Source organism: Allobosea sp. Leaf344 (genome assembly GCF_001426225.1).
Classification (GTDB): Bacteria; Pseudomonadota; Alphaproteobacteria; order Rhizobiales; family Beijerinckiaceae; genus Allobosea.
In genome coordinates, this window is record NZ_LMRT01000013.1 from 262,834 (window position 1) to 278,396 (window position 15,563).

The 15,563-nt window shown below is 67.2% G+C and carries 13 protein-coding genes; 9 read left to right on the forward strand and 4 right to left on the reverse strand.

From position 1 onward, the window contains the following. The first annotated feature begins 119 nt into the window (after positions 1-119). Entirely contained in the window at positions 120-455 is a 336-nt protein-coding gene (locus ASG72_RS09920; protein ID WP_056711610.1) for a metalloregulator ArsR/SmtB family transcription factor, read from the forward strand. Then, positions 445-990, forward strand: coding sequence for an SRPBCC family protein (locus ASG72_RS09925; protein ID WP_056711612.1), 546 nt, complete (start codon positions 445-447; stop codon positions 988-990). Before ASG72_RS09920 ends, ASG72_RS09925 begins: the two co-directional genes overlap by 11 nt. A 48-nt stretch (positions 991-1,038) precedes the next feature. On the opposite strand, the gene ASG72_RS09930 is transcribed toward ASG72_RS09925, so the two are convergent. The 4 genes from ASG72_RS09930 to ASG72_RS09945 all read right to left on the reverse strand — a co-directional run bounded on the left by ASG72_RS09930 (position 1,039) and on the right by ASG72_RS09945 (position 4,623). Next, positions 1,039-1,566 carry a winged helix DNA-binding protein gene (locus ASG72_RS09930; protein ID WP_244488762.1) on the reverse strand — a complete coding sequence of 176 codons (528 nt, stop codon included), beginning with the start codon at positions 1,564-1,566 and terminating at the stop codon, positions 1,039-1,041. A 167-nt stretch (positions 1,567-1,733) separates the two neighbouring features. Continuing rightward, a complete protein-coding gene (locus tag ASG72_RS09935; RefSeq protein ID WP_156395918.1) occupies positions 1,734-2,666 on the reverse strand; it encodes a TRAP transporter substrate-binding protein in 933 nt (310 codons plus the stop codon). Between the two features lie 98 nt (positions 2,667-2,764). Further along, positions 2,765-4,072, reverse strand: coding sequence for a TRAP transporter large permease subunit (locus ASG72_RS09940; protein ID WP_056711617.1), 1,308 nt, complete (start codon positions 4,070-4,072; stop codon positions 2,765-2,767). 2 nt (positions 4,073-4,074) lie between these two features. Continuing rightward, positions 4,075-4,623, reverse strand: coding sequence for a TRAP transporter small permease (locus ASG72_RS09945; RefSeq protein ID WP_056711619.1), 549 nt, complete (start codon positions 4,621-4,623; stop codon positions 4,075-4,077). Between the two features lie 244 nt (positions 4,624-4,867). Here ASG72_RS09945 and ASG72_RS09950 point away from each other — a divergent pair, with 244 nt between their 5' ends. From ASG72_RS09950 to ASG72_RS09980, 7 genes are all read left to right on the forward strand, one after another. Then, positions 4,868-8,503 carry a hydantoinase B/oxoprolinase family protein gene (locus ASG72_RS09950; protein ID WP_056711620.1) on the forward strand — a complete coding sequence of 1,212 codons (3,636 nt, stop codon included), beginning with the start codon at positions 4,868-4,870 and terminating at the stop codon, positions 8,501-8,503. A 180-nt stretch (positions 8,504-8,683) separates the two neighbouring features. Further along, complete coding sequence (locus ASG72_RS09955; protein ID WP_056711622.1) at positions 8,684-10,033, forward strand: sugar ABC transporter substrate-binding protein; 1,350 nt, start codon at positions 8,684-8,686, stop codon at positions 10,031-10,033. Positions 10,034-10,152: 119 nt separating this feature from the next. Then, positions 10,153-11,085, forward strand: a complete 933-nt coding sequence (locus tag ASG72_RS09960) for a sugar ABC transporter permease (protein ID WP_056711624.1) — start codon at positions 10,153-10,155, stop codon at positions 11,083-11,085. Next, the gene (locus ASG72_RS09965; protein WP_056711626.1) at positions 11,085-11,906 is read left to right on the forward strand and encodes a carbohydrate ABC transporter permease; all 822 of its coding nucleotides are present in this window, start codon (positions 11,085-11,087) and stop codon (positions 11,904-11,906) included. The genes ASG72_RS09960 and ASG72_RS09965 overlap by 1 nt, the downstream gene beginning before the upstream one ends. A gap of 98 nt (positions 11,907-12,004) precedes the next feature. Beyond that, complete coding sequence (locus tag ASG72_RS09970) at positions 12,005-12,700, forward strand: SDR family oxidoreductase (RefSeq protein ID WP_056711628.1); 696 nt, start codon at positions 12,005-12,007, stop codon at positions 12,698-12,700. Positions 12,701-12,761: 61 nt separating this feature from the next. After that, on the forward strand, positions 12,762-13,565 hold the full coding sequence (gene dapB, locus ASG72_RS09975; RefSeq protein WP_056711630.1) for a 4-hydroxy-tetrahydrodipicolinate reductase: 804 nt from the start codon (positions 12,762-12,764) through the stop codon (positions 13,563-13,565). A gap of 258 nt (positions 13,566-13,823) precedes the next feature. Then, positions 13,824-15,500, forward strand: coding sequence for a methyl-accepting chemotaxis protein (locus ASG72_RS09980; protein ID WP_156395884.1), 1,677 nt, complete (start codon positions 13,824-13,826; stop codon positions 15,498-15,500). The last annotated feature ends 63 nt before the right edge of the window (positions 15,501-15,563 follow it).

Genomic DNA, 15,563 nt, shown 5'->3' on the forward strand with positions numbered 1-15,563 from the left:
GGATGCATCGCCGCCATTCCAAACCCATGGGCCTGCCGCGAGCCCAATGTCCCGATCCGCCGGAGACTGGTTATATTTTGGTATTGACTTAATTAAGTGACCGATTAATTATCGGCGCCATGGATCGCTTTCTCGCCCTCGCCGACGCCAATCGCCGCCGCATCATCGAGATGCTGGGGGCGGGGCCGCTATCGGCAGGTGAGATCGGGGAGCGGTTCGAGATCAGCGCGCCGGCGGTGTCGCAGCATCTGAAGGTGCTGCGCCAGGCCGGGCTGGTCAGCGTCGCAGTCCAGGGGCAGCGCCGGATCTACCGGCTCGATCCCGACGGGCTCGACGCCTTCGACGACTGGGTGCGCAAGGTCAGAGGCTTCTGGAGCGCCAATCTCGACGCGCTGGAGCGGCAGCTGGCGAAATCCGAGTCGACTGACGAAACCGGGGAGACGCATGATGAGTGAGTATGGGGTTGTTTTGGAGAGCGGCGCGGTCCGGTTCGAGCGGCTGCTGCCGGGGCCGATCGAGCGGGTCTGGGCCTATCTGACGGAAGCCGACAAGCGGGCGACCTGGTTCTGTGGCGGCGAGACGCAAGGCCGGGAGGGCGGGCATATCGCGCTGTTCTTCAAGCACAGCCTGATCACGGCCGAGGCCCCGCCCGAATCGCACCGCAAGATGAACGAGGAAGGCGCGATGATGGGCGGCACGATCACCGCCTATGACCCGCCGCGCCGGCTGGCCTTCACCTGGGCCGGGATGGGCGACCCGGATTCCGACGTCGAGTTCCAGCTGGCGGAGGAGGGCGAGAAGGTGCGGCTGGTGCTGACCCACCGGCGCCTGGCGACGGCCGAGCGGATGGCCAATGTCTCGAGCGGCTGGCACCTGCATCTCGGCCTGCTCGAGGACCAGCTGAGCGGCGCCGCGCCGCGCGGATTCTGGTCGCGGCATGAAAGCCTCAAGGCCGAATATGCCGCGAGGCAGGCCGGCACGGCGGTCTGATCTCCCCGCATCACGGTCCGGGCGCGCCACCGGCGGGCCTGGGCCGGATCAGAGGCTCGCCGCGGCCCGCGCCGCCTGGTCGTACTGGCCGGAGAGGGAGCGCATCGCCGCGGCGATCTCCGAGAGCCTCGCCGGATCGAGCCCGGAACCGAGCACCGATTTGACCAGCAGCCGCTCGCGGATCTGGGCGTAGCGGCGGCAGGCCTCCTCGCCGGCCTGCGTCACCTGCACGGTCTTCTCCTTGCCCTTGCGGCCGCCTTTCAGCAGGCCCAGCCGCTCGAGCTTCTTCAGCGCGTAATTGACGAGATGCGTGTCCTCGATGTTCAGCACGAGGCAGATATCGGCCAGGCGCTTCGGCTTGCCGCGATGATTGACGTTGTGGAGCACCAGCACGTCGAGCGGGGAGCAATCGGGGACGCCGGCGGCCGCCATGTCGCGCACCGCCCAGCGATGGAAGGCGTGCACGGTCATCGTCAGGGCAAATTCGAATTCCGACAGCGCCGGCATCGCCCCCGAGGCGAGATGTCCCGAGGAGACGATGGGGCCGAGATCGTCGGGCGGGGGCGCTGTTGTCACGGACGCGATCCAGGAAAAGCGCGGGCGACCCCATCCTCCGGACAGGGCGGGTGAAAGAGAGCCCGCTGCCGCCGCCGGAGCGGCCGGGCCGGGGCAGGGTCAGGTGCTGCCGTTCCGCAGCCGCCCCGCGCCGGCGGGCGCGGGGCGGCGGTTCGGGAAGCGGTGCCTCACATCTTCTTATAGGCGTCGACGACGGCCTGGCCGTCGGCGCCGGCCTTCTTCAGCCAATCCGCGGTCAGCTGCTCGCCGACCTTCTGGAAGCCGGCCTTCAGCTCGGTGGAGGGCGCCTGCACCTTCATGCCCTTGGCCTTGAGCTGGTCGAGATACCAGGCGGACTTGTCCTGCCAGGCCTTCCAGCCGCGCTCCTCGGCGGTGGCCGCGGCCTTGAGCACGGCATCCTGCGTCGCCTTGTCGAGCGTGTTGAAGGCCGCCTGATTGACGAAGGTGGCGTTCTTCGGGACCCAGGCCTGGGTGTCGTAGAAATGGGTCAGGGATTCCCAGACCTTGGAATCATAGCCGGTGCCGCCCGACGACATGAAGGAGTTGACGACGCCGGTCGCCAGCGCCTGCGGCAGTTCCGCCGCCTGGATGGTGACGGACTGCATGCCGAGCAACTCGCCGATGCGGGCGGTGCCGACATTGTAGGAGCGCCATTTCAGCCCCTTCATGTCCTCGATCGTGTTGATGTCCTTCTTGGCGTAGATCCCTTGCGGCGCCCAGGGCACCATGAAGAGCAGCTTGATGCCCTGGCTCGCTAGCTTCTTCTCGGTCGCGGCCTTGGAGGCGGTATAGAGCTTGCGGGCGTCGGCGAAGCTGGTGGCGAGGAAGGGCACGGTGTCGATGCCGAAGACGGGATCCTCGTTCTCGTGGATCGAGATCAGCACCTCGCCCATCTGCGCCTGGCCGGTCTGCACGGCGCGCTTGATCTCGGGCGCCTTGAACAACGAGGCGCCGGCATGGACCGTGATCGTCAGCTTGCCGCCGGTCGCAGCCTCGACATCCTTGGCGAAGGCCATCAGGTTTTCGCTGTGCGGATTGTCGATCGGATAGGCAGCCGGGAGGTTCCATTTGGTCTGGGCCAGGGCGTCCGGGCCGCCCATCACCAGCGCGCCGGCCGCGACGCCGAGCGCCAGCAAGCCCTTGATGACATCGATACGCTTCATGGTCTTCTCCGTTCCCTGTTGTGGTTTGCGAGGTATTATTTCGGAAAGGCGTATTCGGGCAGTACCATCACGATCTGCGGGAAGATCGTAATGATCGCGACGGCGGCGACAAGAAGGAAGAAGAAGGGCAGCGCCGCCAGCGCCACAGTGTTGGAATCCTTGCCGGACATCGTCTGCAGCACGAAGAGGTTGAAGCCGACCGGCGGCGAGACCTCCGCCATCTCGACGATGAGCACCAGGAAGATCCCGAACCAGACGAGGTCGAAGCCGGCCGTCTTGATCATCGGGATGACGATCGCCGTGGTCAGCACGATCATCGAGATGCCGTCGAGTGCCGCCCCGAGGATGATGTACATCACGGTCAGCGCCGCGATCAGCGCGTAGGGCGAGAGCTGCAGGCTGTCGACCCAGCCGGCCAGGGCCAGCGGAATGCCGGTATAGGCCATCGAGGTCGACATGAACGAGGCGCCGGCCAGGATCAGCATGATCATGCAGGTGATGCGGGTGGTGCCCATCACGCTCTGCCAGAAGGCCTCGCGCGTCAGGGTGCCGGACCACCAGGCGATGCCGAAGGATCCGAGCACGCCCCAGGCCGCGCATTCCGTGGCTGTCGCCCAACCCATCAACAGTGACAGGAAGACGAGCGCGATCAGCAGCATGCACGGGATCAGCTGCGCCGATTCCCTGATCTTCATGCGGAAGGACATGGCCGGCTCCGGCGGCGGCGCCTTGTCCGGATTGAGCAGATGCCAGATCGCGATATAGCCGGAATAGAGCGCCATCACGAGCAGGCCGGGCAGGAAACCCGCGAGGAAGACCTGGATGATCGAGACATTGGCGGCGACGGCGTAGACCACCATGGTGATGGAGGGCGGGATCAGGATGCCGAGTGTGCCGGCTCCGGCCAGCGAGCCCAGCGCCAGCTTCTCGTCATAGCCTCGGCGCTTCAGCTCGGGCAGCGCGATCTTCGCCACGGTGGCGCAGGTCGCGGCGGATGAGCCGGAGACCGATCCGAAGATGCCGCAAGCCAGCACGTTGACGTGCATCAGCCGGCCGGGCAGCCAGTTCAGCCAGGGCGCGAGCCCGCGGAACATCTCCTCCGATAATTTCGTCCGGTACAGGATCTCGCCCATCCAGATGAACAGCGGCAGGGCGGCAAGTGTCCAGGAGGCGCTGTTGCCCCAGATCGTGGTGGCCAGGACGGAGCCGGCGGGGATGCCGCCCGCGACGAATTGCATGGCGATCCAGCCGCAGGCCATCAGCGCGATCGCGATCCAGACGCCGCCGGCGAGGAAGACGATCAGCAGGAGCAGCAGCAGCCCCGAAATTTCGATCATCGCCATCGTCAGACTCCGCTCGCCATGGCGCGCTCGACGATTTCCTCGTCGGATCTGGCCGGAGGCTTCTCATAGCGCGGCTCGCGACCGCGCAGGACGACATGGACGAACTCGTCGAGGAAGGCGATGAACAGGATGATCAGGCCGCCGGAATAGCCGAGCTGCGGGATCCAGAGCGGCATTGGCACGACGCCGCCGGCGACGTCGTTGAACTGCCAGGACTGGTAGGTCATGATCGCGGCATGCCAGGCGAAGAAGCCGGTGAAGGCCAGGCCGAGGACGAGGGAAAACACCTCGAACACCCAGCGCTTGCGACCCTGGAAGCGGTCGATCAGAAGCCCGACCCTGATCATGTCGCCGGATTTGAACGTGTGCGCCAGGCCCAGAAAGGCCAGCGCCGCCATGCACCATGAGGCGAAATCGTCACCCGCGGGAATGTTGAAGCCGATTTCGCGTCCGACGGACATGATCATCATCAGGACGAAGATGACGATCAGGAAGGCTCCCGCGAGGTAGCCGGCGCCGAGATAGAGAGCGTCGAGCCCGCGGCGGATCATGGGCGATCGCTCCGCCGCATCGATGCGGAACTGAATACGCAGGGGCCATGGCCTCGCGCCAGCCCTTCCGGCAGGATCGCTCCCGTCATGTCACTCTCCCTTGCGGTCGCCCGGCCCCTCAGCCGTGTTCGATCCGAGACGGATCGTATATGCAACATTAAGCTTGTCAACGTTTCATCGGCGATTTATCGATGAAATGTTCACACGTCTCGGAACCGCCGTTTTCGGCAGTGGAGCTCTCGGCATGGCACGCGGTCAATGGGATTTCTGGGTCGACCGGGGCGGCACCTTCACCGACGTGATCGGCCGCGATCCCGCAGGCAAGCTTCACGCCAGGAAGCTGCTCTCCGAGAATCCCGGCGCCTATCGCGACGCGGCGGTGCAAGGCATCCGTGATCATCTCGGGCTGGCCGCCGGCGTGGCGATCCCGCCCGGGCTGGTCGGCGAGGTGCGCATGGGCACGACGGTGGCGACCAATGCGCTGCTCGAGCGCAAGGGCGACCGTACGCTGCTGGTGACGACGCAGGGCTTCCGTGACGCGCTGCGCATCGGCTACCAGGCCCGGCCCGATATCTTCGCCAAGCAGATCGTCAAGCCCGAGCAGCTCTACGAGGATGTCGTCGAGGTGGCGGAGCGCGTGCTCGCCGACGGCAGCGTGGAGCAGGCGCCGGATGCGGCGGCGATCCGGGCGGAGCTGCAGGCGCATTACGCGGCCGGCTTCCGCGCCGTGGCGATCGTCTTCATGCATGGCTACCGATACCCGGCGCATGAGCAGCTCGCGGCCGGCATCGCCCGCGAGATCGGGTTTCCGCAGGTCTCGGTCAGCCACGAGGTCTCGCCGCTGATCAAGCTGGTCGGGCGCGGCGACACCGCCGTGGTCGACGCCTATCTCTCGCCGATCCTCGGCCGCTATGTGCAGCAGGTCTCGGAGGAGCTCGGCATCGCCGCGGCCGGCGCGGCCGCTGCCGCGCAGGGGCGGGCGCATCAGCCGATCCGCCTGATGTTCATGATGTCCTCCGGCGGGCTGACGGCGGCGGAGCTGTTCCAGGGCAAGGACGCGATCCTCTCCGGCCCGGCCGGCGGCGTGGTCGGACTGGCGGAGACCGGGCGCTCGGCCGGGTTCGACCGGGTGATCGGCTTCGACATGGGCGGCACCTCCACCGACGTGGCGCATTTCGACGGTGCCTATGAGCGCGCCTTCGAGACCGAGGTCGCGGGCGTGCGGATGCGCGCCCCGATGATGCTGATCCACACGGTGGCGGCCGGGGGCGGCTCGATCCTGCATTATGACGGGGCGCGCTTCCGCGTCGGCCCGGATTCCGCCGGTGCCAATCCGGGCCCGGCCGCCTATCGCCGCGGCGGGCCGCTCGCGGTCACCGACGCCAATGTCATGGTCGGCAAGCTGATGCCGGATTATTTCCCGCCGATCTTCGGCGAGAAGCGGGACCAGCCCCTCGACGTCGAGACGGTGCGCGGCAAATTCGCAGCGCTCGCCGCGGAGGTCGGGGATGGCCGCTCGGCCGAGGAGGTGGCCGACGGCTTCATCCAGATCGCCGTGGCCAACATGGCCGAGGCGATCAAGAAGATCTCGGTACAGCGCGGCTATGACATCACCCGCTATGCGCTGAACTCGTTCGGCGGCGCCGGCGGGCAGCATGCCTGCCTGGTCGCCGATGCGCTGGGCATCAAGACGGTGCTGCTGCACCCGTTCTCGGGCCTGCTCTCGGCCTATGGCATGGGGCTGGCGGAGATCCGCTCGACCCGGACGGCGGCGCTCGACGTGCCGCTGGACGAGGCCGCCCCCGCGGCGATCGCCGGGCTCGCCGACGGGCTGCGCAGCGAAACCAGCGCGGAGCTGACCGGGCAGGGCGTGCCCGCCAGCGCCGTGGCGAGCTTCGTGCGTGCCCATATCCGCTATGCCGGCACCGATACCGCCATCGCCATCGCGGCCGGCACGCCGGAGGCGATGCGGGAGGCGTTCCAGGCGGCGCACAAGGCGCGCTTCGGCTTCATGGACGCCGGCAAGGCGCTGGTGATCGAGGCGGTCGAGGTCGAGGCGGTCGGCGGCGGTGCGCGGTTCGAGGAGGCGGTGCTGCCGGAACAGGCGGGCGAGCCGGCGATCAGCCAGCGCACGCGGTTCTTCTCCAAGGGGCGCTGGCATGACGCGGCCATCGTCCGGCGCGAGGCGATGCGCCCCGGCCAGGCGCTGCAGGGGCCGGCGATCATCATCGAGCCCAACCAGACCGTGGTGGTGGAGGCGGGCTGGCGCGCAAGGCTGACCGGCAAGGATCATCTCGTGCTGGTGCGCAGCGAGGCGCTGGTGCAGAGCGCGGCGATCGGCACCAAGGCCGATCCGGTGATGCTCGAGATCTTCAACAACCTGTTCATGTCGATCGCCGAGCAGATGGGCGTGACGCTGCAGAACACCGCCTATTCCGTCAACATCAAGGAGCGGCTCGACTTCTCCTGCGCGGTCTTCGACGCGACCGGCGCGCTGGTGGCCAATGCCCCGCATATGCCGGTGCATCTCGGCTCGATGGACAAATCCGTCGAGACGGTGATCGCCAACAACCCGGTCATCCGGCCGGGCGACGTCTACTGCCTCAACGCCCCCTATAATGGCGGCACGCATCTGCCGGACATCACCGTCTGCACCCCGGTCTTCGACGATGAGGAGCGGGAGATCCTGTTCTGGGCGGCGAGCCGCGGCCATCACGCCGATGTCGGCGGGGTGGCGCCGGGCTCGATGTCGCCGCTGGCGACGCATATCGAGGAGGAGGGGGTCTATATCGACAATTTCAAGATCGTCGATCAGGGCCGCTTCTGCGAGGAGGAGCTGGTGGCGCTGCTGACCGGCGCCCGCTACCCCGTCCGCAACGTCGTGCAGAACGTCAACGATCTGAAGGCGCAGATCGCCGCCAACGAGAAGGGCGTGGCGGAGCTGCGCAAGATGATCCGCTCCTTCGGCCTCGACGTCGTCCAGGCCTATATGGGCCATGTCCAGGACAATGCGGCGGAAAGCGTGGCGCGGCTTCTGACGCGGCTGCACGATTGCGAGTTCACCTATCCGATGGATCAGGGCTGCGCGATCAAGGTGAAGATCACGATCGACCGCGACAGGCGCGAGGCGACCGTCGATTTCACCGGGACCTCGCCGCAGCGCGAGGATAATTTCAACGCGCCGGCACCGGTGACCCGCGCGGCCGTGCTCTATGTCTTCCGGGTGATGGTGGACGACGCCATCCCGATGAATGCCGGCTGCCTGCGGCCGATCCGGATCATCATCCCCGAGGGCTCGATGCTCAGCCCGCGCTATCCGGCCGCGGTGGTGGCCGGCAATGTCGAGGTCTCGCAGGCGGTGACGAACACGCTGTTCGGCGCGCTCGAGGCGATGTCCTCCTCGCAGGGCACGATGAACAACCTGACCTTCGGCAATGACGAATACCAGTATTACGAGACGATCTGCTCGGGCTCGCCGGCGGGGCCGGGCTTCCACGGCACCTCGGGCGTGCATGTCCACATGACCAATTCGCGCCTGACCGATCCCGAGATCCTGGAGACGCGTTTCCCCGTCGTGCTGGAGGATTTCCACATCCGTCCGGGTTCGGGCGGCCGGGGCGCCTGGAACGCCGGGGACGGCACCAGCCGCACCATCCGCTTCCTGAAGCGGATGGACTGCGCCATCCTGGCCTCGCACCGCAGGATCCGCCCCTTCGGCATGCAGGGCGGCGAAGCGGGGCAGCTCGGCCGCACGCTGGTCAGGCGGCTCTCCGGCAGCGTCGAGGAGCTCAAGCCCTGCGACCAGGTGCTGCTCGAGGCGGGCGAGGCGGTCACGGTGATCACCCCCACGGCCGGCGGTTTCGGAAAGCCGAAGTCCTGAGCCGTCGAGGGCGGCGCCGGCCACCCGAAAAGCGTCCGGCGCCGCGCCCGCCACCCTCGGCACACTCCAACATGTTAGCTTGCAACGACTACTGAACCGATCTAGCTTCCTGTCCCGGAAAGCGGCCCGCGCGAATGACGGCGCCGCCCGACGCAATTCGATCCCAGGGAGGGGAACGCCATGACCATCGATCTCGACAGGCCGTCGCGCCGCAGCCTGATGCGCGGTGCGGCCGCCGCCGGCGCCGCCGCCATCGTCTCGCCGCTGGTGCTGCGCGAGGCCCGGGCCCAGGCGCCGTTCAACTGGAAGCGTTTCGCCGGCACCTCGATCGACGTGCTGCTGGTCAAGAACCCGCGCTCCGATCTGATGCAGGCGGCGGAGAAGGAATTCACCGAGCTGACCGGCATCAAGGTCTCGGCCGAGCAGGTGCCCGAGCAGCAGCAGCGCCAGAAGGCGGTGATCGAATTCGCCTCCGGCAAGCCGAGCTTCGACGTCAGCGGCATCTCGCTGCATGTGCAGAAGCGCATGGCGGCGAAGGGCAAATGGTTCGAGGATCTGACGCCCTACATCAAGGACGCGTCGCTGACCGCGCCGGAATTCGATTTCGCCGATTTCGGCGCCGGGCCGGTCGCCTATGCGAGGCAGGCCGACGGGTCGCTCGATACGATCCCGTTCTTCGTCGATTACTGGATGATCTACTACAACAAGGAGCTGTTCGAGGCGAAGGGCGTCGCCTTTCCCAAGACGATGGACGAGATCGCCACCGTCGCGGCCAGGCTGCACGACCCGGCCAAGGGCATCGCCGGCTTCGTCTCGCGCGGGCTGAAGAACGCCAATGTCCCGGTCTGGGCCAGCCTCCTGCTCGGCCAGGGCATCGAGACCACCTCGCCCGACGGCAAGCTGCTGACCGATACGCCGGAGGCGATCTGGGCGGGCGAGCTTTACAAGAAGCTCAACAAGGAGACTGGGCCGGCCGGGCAGGTCGGCTTCAACTGGAACGAATGCCAGACCACCTTCATGCAGGGCCGCGCCGCGATGTGGCTCGACGGTATCGGCTTCGCCACCCCGCTCGAGGACCCCTCCAAGTCGCGCATCGTCGGCAAGGTCGGCTATGGCGTGACCCCGCCGGGCCCGAAGGCGCATCATGCCGGGATGTTCGCCGATGGGATCGGCATCTCGCGCGGCTCGCAGAAGAAGCAGGCCGCCTGGCTCTATGTCCAGTTCATGACCAGCAAGGCGCAGCAGATCGCCATGCTCAAGGCCGGGGCCGGCGCACCGGGACGGGCCTCGGCCTATCTCGACACGCAGACGATCTCGCAGTCGAAATTCGGCAAGCAGTATTTCGACTGCCTGCTGGGTTCGGCCAAGGTGGCGCGCGCCGCTCTGCCGCAGATCATCCCGGTCACCGAATTCCGCGACGTCTTCGGCGTCGCTTTGACCAATGCGATCGGCGGCGCCGATGTCGCTGCCGAGCTGAAGAAGGCGACGGAGACCTTCGCGCCGGTGCTGGCGAAGAGCGAGCAGGGCTGAGACTTTCCCTCCGGATGGTCGGCCTCGCGCCGGCCATCCGCCTCGCTCGCCTTGGAGCGTGTCCGGGACGTGGATGCCCGCCGCCAGGACGGGCATGACTGTTTTTTCGAGCAGAAGCCATGACAGCCACGACATTGCCTCCAGTGGTAGGGGCCGAACCGGCCCCGCCGGCCAGCGCGCGCCACTCCGTCGATTTCACCCCCCGCTACTGGCTCTTCGCCGCCCCGGCCGTGGTGGTGATCGCCGCCGTGATCGTCTTCCCCTGGATCTTCACACTCTACATGTCGGGGCATGATTGGAAGATCGGCGGCGGGCCGGAATTCGTCGGGCTGCAGAATTACGCGGAGCTGTTCCGCGACAGCCGCTTCCTCGAATCCATGGGGCACACGCTGTATTTCACCGTGCTGGCGGTGGTGCTGCCGATCCTGTTCGGCACGGCGGCCGCGCTGGTGTTCCACCGCGATTTTCCGCTCCGCGGCCTGCTGCGGACGATCTTCGTGATGCCGATGATGGCGACGCCGGTGGCCATCGCGCTGGTCTGGACGATGATGTTCCATCCCCAGCTCGGCGTGCTCAATTATCTGCTGTCGCTGGTCGGCATCGGCCCGCAGGAATGGGTCTATGCGCCCGGCACCGTGATCCCGACCCTGGTGATGGTCGAGGTCTGGCACTGGACGCCCCTGGTCATGCTGATTGTGCTGGGCGGGCTCGCCGGGCTGCCGAGCGAACCCTATGAATCGGCGCGGATCGACGGCGCCAGCGACTGGCAGATGTTCCGGCACATCACCTTGCCGCTGGTCTGGCCCTTCATCATGGTCGCGGTGGTGATCCGGACCATCGACGCGCTGAAGGCCTTCGACACGATCTTCGTGATCACCCAGGGTGGCCCCGGCACGGCCTCGGAGACGCTGAACATCTTTCTCTATCTGCAGGCGTTCCAGTTCTACAAGATCGGCTATGCCTCGGCCGTCGTGGTGATCTTCTTCGCCATCGTCATCCTTCTGTCCCTGCTGCTGCTCTATGCGCGGCAGAAGTCGAAATGGAACGCGTGATGATGCGGCGTCTGCTCAAGAAGGCCGGCTTCTACCTCTCGGTGCTGGTGCTGGTCTCGCCGGCGATCCTCGTCTTCCTGTGGATGCTGTCGCTCTCCTTCAAGAACGAGCTCGACAACACCGCCTTCCCGCCGGTCTTCATCCCGAACCCGCCGGTGCTGAGCAATTATCTCGACGTCTTCGCCAAGAACAATTTTGCCCTCTATCTCTGGAATTCGGTGCTGGTCACGGGCGGGGCGGTGCTGATCGGGCTCCTGGTCGGCGTTCCGGCCGGCTATGGCATCGCCCGGGGCAAGGCGGCAAAATTCGCCATCCTGATCCTGATCGCGCGGATGACGCCGGCGCTGTCCTATCTGATCCCGCTATTTCTGCTGTTCCAGATGATCGGGCTGGTCGGGTCGATCACGGCGCTCGTCATCACTCATCTCGTCATCACCATCCCGATCATCGTCTGGATCATGATCGGCTATTTCGAGAATGTGCCGCTGGAGCTGGAGCAGGCGGCGCGGATCGACGGCGCGACGACCTGGCAGGCCTTCCGCTATGTCGCCCTGCCGCTGGCCAAGCCGGGGATCGTGATCGGCGGCATCCTGGCCTTCATCTTCTCCTGGAACAACTTCATCTTCTCGGTGGTGCTCGGCGGCAAGAACAGCCGTACGCTGCCCTCCGCCGTCTATAATTCCCTGACCTTCGAGCAGATCTCCTGGGGTCCGCTCGCGGCGGCAGCGCTGCTGGTGACGCTGCCGGTGCTGCTGGTGACGGTGGTCGCGCAGCGGCAGATCGTGGCCGGGCTTTCGGCCGGCGGGCTCAAGGACGGCTGAACCCCGCCGCCGGCACGAAGCACGGTCGCCTTGCGCGGCATGCCATTCCCGTCGCTCGCCCGCTGCCCTAGCTTGCGGAGCGACAGAGGAGACGCAGCATGACGCAGACCTGGATGATCACCGGCGCCAATCGCGGCATCGGGCTGGCCCTGACCATGGCGCTGCTGCGCCGGGGCGACCATGTCGTGGCGGCGGCGCGCAATCCCTGGGGCGGCGCGCTGGCCGAACTCGCCAGCGAGCACATGGCCGCGCTGACGCTGCTCGAACTCGACGTGACCTCGGACAACAGCGTCGCCGCGGCGAAGCAGGTGCTGGCCGGGCGCCCGCTCGACGTGCTGGTCAACAATGCGGGGATCCATGGGCCGCGCGGCACGCAATCGGCGCTGAGCATGGATTTCGACGGCTGGCGCGAGGTATTCGAGGTGAATGTCTATGGGCCGCTGCGCGTGGCGCAGGCCTTCCTGCCCAATGTCGAGGCCGGGGCCGGACGCAAGATCGCCACCATCACCAGCCGAATGGGCTCGATCGGGCTCAACCCCTCGGGCTCGCTGCCCTATCGCTCCTCGAAGGCGGCGGTGAACATGACGATGGTGGTGTTCGGCAATGCGGTGCGCGAGCGGGATATCAGCGTGCTGCTCTTCCACCCCGGCTGGGTGCGCACCGATATGGGCGGCGGCGGCGCCGATATCGCGCCCGATGAGAGCGCGCTCGGGCTAATCGCCACGATCGACTCCTCCGGCATGGCGCAGACCAACAGCTTCCGGACCTGGCAGGGCGAGGCGATCCCGTGGTGACGCTCCTGCCGATCCCGTCCCTTCCTCACCAGACCATCCCGACGCCCAGGAGATCTTTCGGATGATCCGCATCACGCTCGCCGGCTGCACCGGCTGGGTCGGCAAGGCGCTGGTCGCCGCCATCGCCGCCGCGCCCGATCTGCAACTCGTGGCCGGGCTGTCGCGCAAGGCGGCGGGGCGGGACATGGGCGAGGCGGCCGGGCTGGCCACCAATGGCGTGCCGGTCTTCGGCTCGATCGCGGAGGCGCTGGCGGTGCCCTCCGACGTGGTGATCGACTACACCAAGCCCGACAGCGTCAAGGCCAATGTGCTCGCCTCCGTCGTGGCCGGGCGCCATGTCGTGGTCGGCGCCTCCGGCATGACGGCCGACGATTATGCCGAGATCGAGCGCGCCGCGCTCGCCGCCAGGGTCGGTGTGATCGCCGCCGGCAATTTCTCGGTCACCGCCACGCTGCTGCGTCGCTTCGCGCGCGAGGCGGTCAAATATGTGCCGGATGTCGAGATCATCGACTACGCCTCGCCCTCCAAGCCGGATACGCCCTCGGGCACCGGGCGCGAATTGGCGGAGACGCTCGGGGCGGAGCGCATGGCGGCGACCTCGAAGCCGGTCGCTGAGCTCGGCGGCGTCCGCGAGACCCGCGGCGGCGCGATCGGGGCGCCTCACCCCGTGCAAGTGCATTCGCTGCGGATGCCGGGCTTCGTCCTCTCCTGCGAGGCGGTGTTCGGGCTGCCCGACGAGCGGTTGGTGATCCGCCACGACGCCGGCACCTCGGCCGCTCCCTATGTCGGCGGGACCCTGCTGGCCGCGCGCCGTGTGGCGGAACTGCCAGGCCTGCGGCGCGGGCTCGACAGCCTGATGGGCTGAGCAGGAGTCAGGTCTGCGCTTTCAGGATTGAGGTTTGCTCCGTGGCGAGCCGAGATGCATGCGTCGCGTCTCGGCGGTCCGCCTGCTCAGGCGCGCATGTCCGGTTTCATTCGTGGTAATTTGCAGTTGTAACAATAAAACTCTGTGAGCCATCGAAACTATAGTCTCGGCTAAATATATCCAGCGATCTCAGCGTATCGCGCTTTAACCGAATCTTCTGGTCTTGGCTGCTTTATGGCTGCGACCGAGGGATTGCCGATGCGTCATATTGGATTGACCTGGAAGATCGTCATTCTGATCGCGATCGTCTGCTTGGCGGCCGGTATCGGCCTGTTCAGCAGCATTCGCGGCTCGGACGAGGTGCAGCGGCTCGACATGAAGGCCATCGCCAGCCTCGCCCTGGCCAATCGCGCGACCCTGCTCGCGAACCATGTCGCGCATGCCTCGCTGCTCAGCCGCTTCGATACCGACGCCAAAGTGGAAGAGGTGGAGGCGGCTCTGCAGGAGCTGGAAGCGGTGGTGGCGCAGGTCGACCAGGCCCGCAAATCGCTGATCCAGTCGCTGCCGGAGGCGATGCGCGCGGCCAATCCGACGCTCGACCAGAGCATCCAGACCTTCATCGCCTTCCAGCGCGACATCGTCGACATCGGCAAGCGAGTCTCGATCAAGGCGGCGATGGTCGAGGCCGCGGCCGATGCGGCGCGCATCAACGTCCGCCAGATCATCGCCACGACCTCCAAGATGCAGCGGCAACTGGAGGAGGCCGCCGGCACCACCGGCGCGCATGCCTCGGCGCGCGCCTCGGACATCCGCCAGCACACCTTGTCGCTGGCCGTGCTGCTGCCGGTCAGCGGCGTCCTGCTGGCCATGCTGCTGATGCAGACCCATCTGATCAAGCCGCTGCGCGATCTGATGGCGACGATCGCGACGGCGACCGCGTCCGACAGCATCGTCGAGGTGCCGCATCAGGGCCGCGCGGACGAGATCGGGCAGCTGGCCCGCACCATCCGCGTCTTCAGCGAAGTGCGCGCGACGCTGGTGACGCGCGAGGCCGAGGCCGATCTGGCGCGGCGGCTGGCGGCGGAGCGCACGGAGGAGCTCGAGCGCATCGCCGGCGAGTTCGAAAGCCGGATCGGGGTGACGCTGCTCGAGATCGCGAAGCTCAGCCAGGTCCTGCACCAGGCCCTGCAGGACAATGCGGTGCGGGCGCAGCAGGTGGCGCAATCCTCGGATCTGACGGCCGCGGCGATCGAGGCCAGCGGCGACGACGCCAAGGGCATCAGCGACACCGCCTACCAGCTCGACGATGTGGTGAGCCAGATCGGCAAGGAGATCCACCGCGCCTCGCAAGCGGCCTTCGACGCGGCTCGCGACGCCGACGGCGCGGCGGATCATTGCCGGCGTCTCTCCGAAAACGTCACGCGCATCGGCGAGGCGGTGGGGTTGATCGAGACCATCGCCAGGCAGACCAATCTCCTGGCGCTCAACGCCACGATCGAGGCGGCACGCGCCGGGGCGCATGGCCGCGGCTTCGCGGTGGTCGCCAACGAGGTCAAGGAGCTGGCGAAGCAGACGGCGGACGCCACGGCCCAGATCGAGGAGCGCATGGCGGTGATGGACGCCGCCCTGGCGCTGGCGCTGCAGGCCGTGTCGGGCGTGGCCGAGCGGGTCGAGGCGGTGGAGAGCACCGCTGCCGAGGTCGCGACGATGGTCAATTCCCATGCCGATCTGCTGAATTCGGTCTCCGAGACGGTCGGCCGCCTCTCGGCGGTGACCACCGATGCGGCGGCGTCGATCAAGGAGATGGCGGCGGTGAACGTCCAGTCGGTGCAGGAGGCCGATCTCGGTGCCGCCGAGGCGCGGCGGCTGGACCGCCGCATCGCCTCGCTGCAGGCGGAGGCGGAGGTGTTCGTGCAGCGTCTGCGCGCGGCCTGAGGCGGGCGGCGACACCGCGGGGCGGCTTGCCATGCTCCCGCGCGAAGCACATTGGCTTGCCCG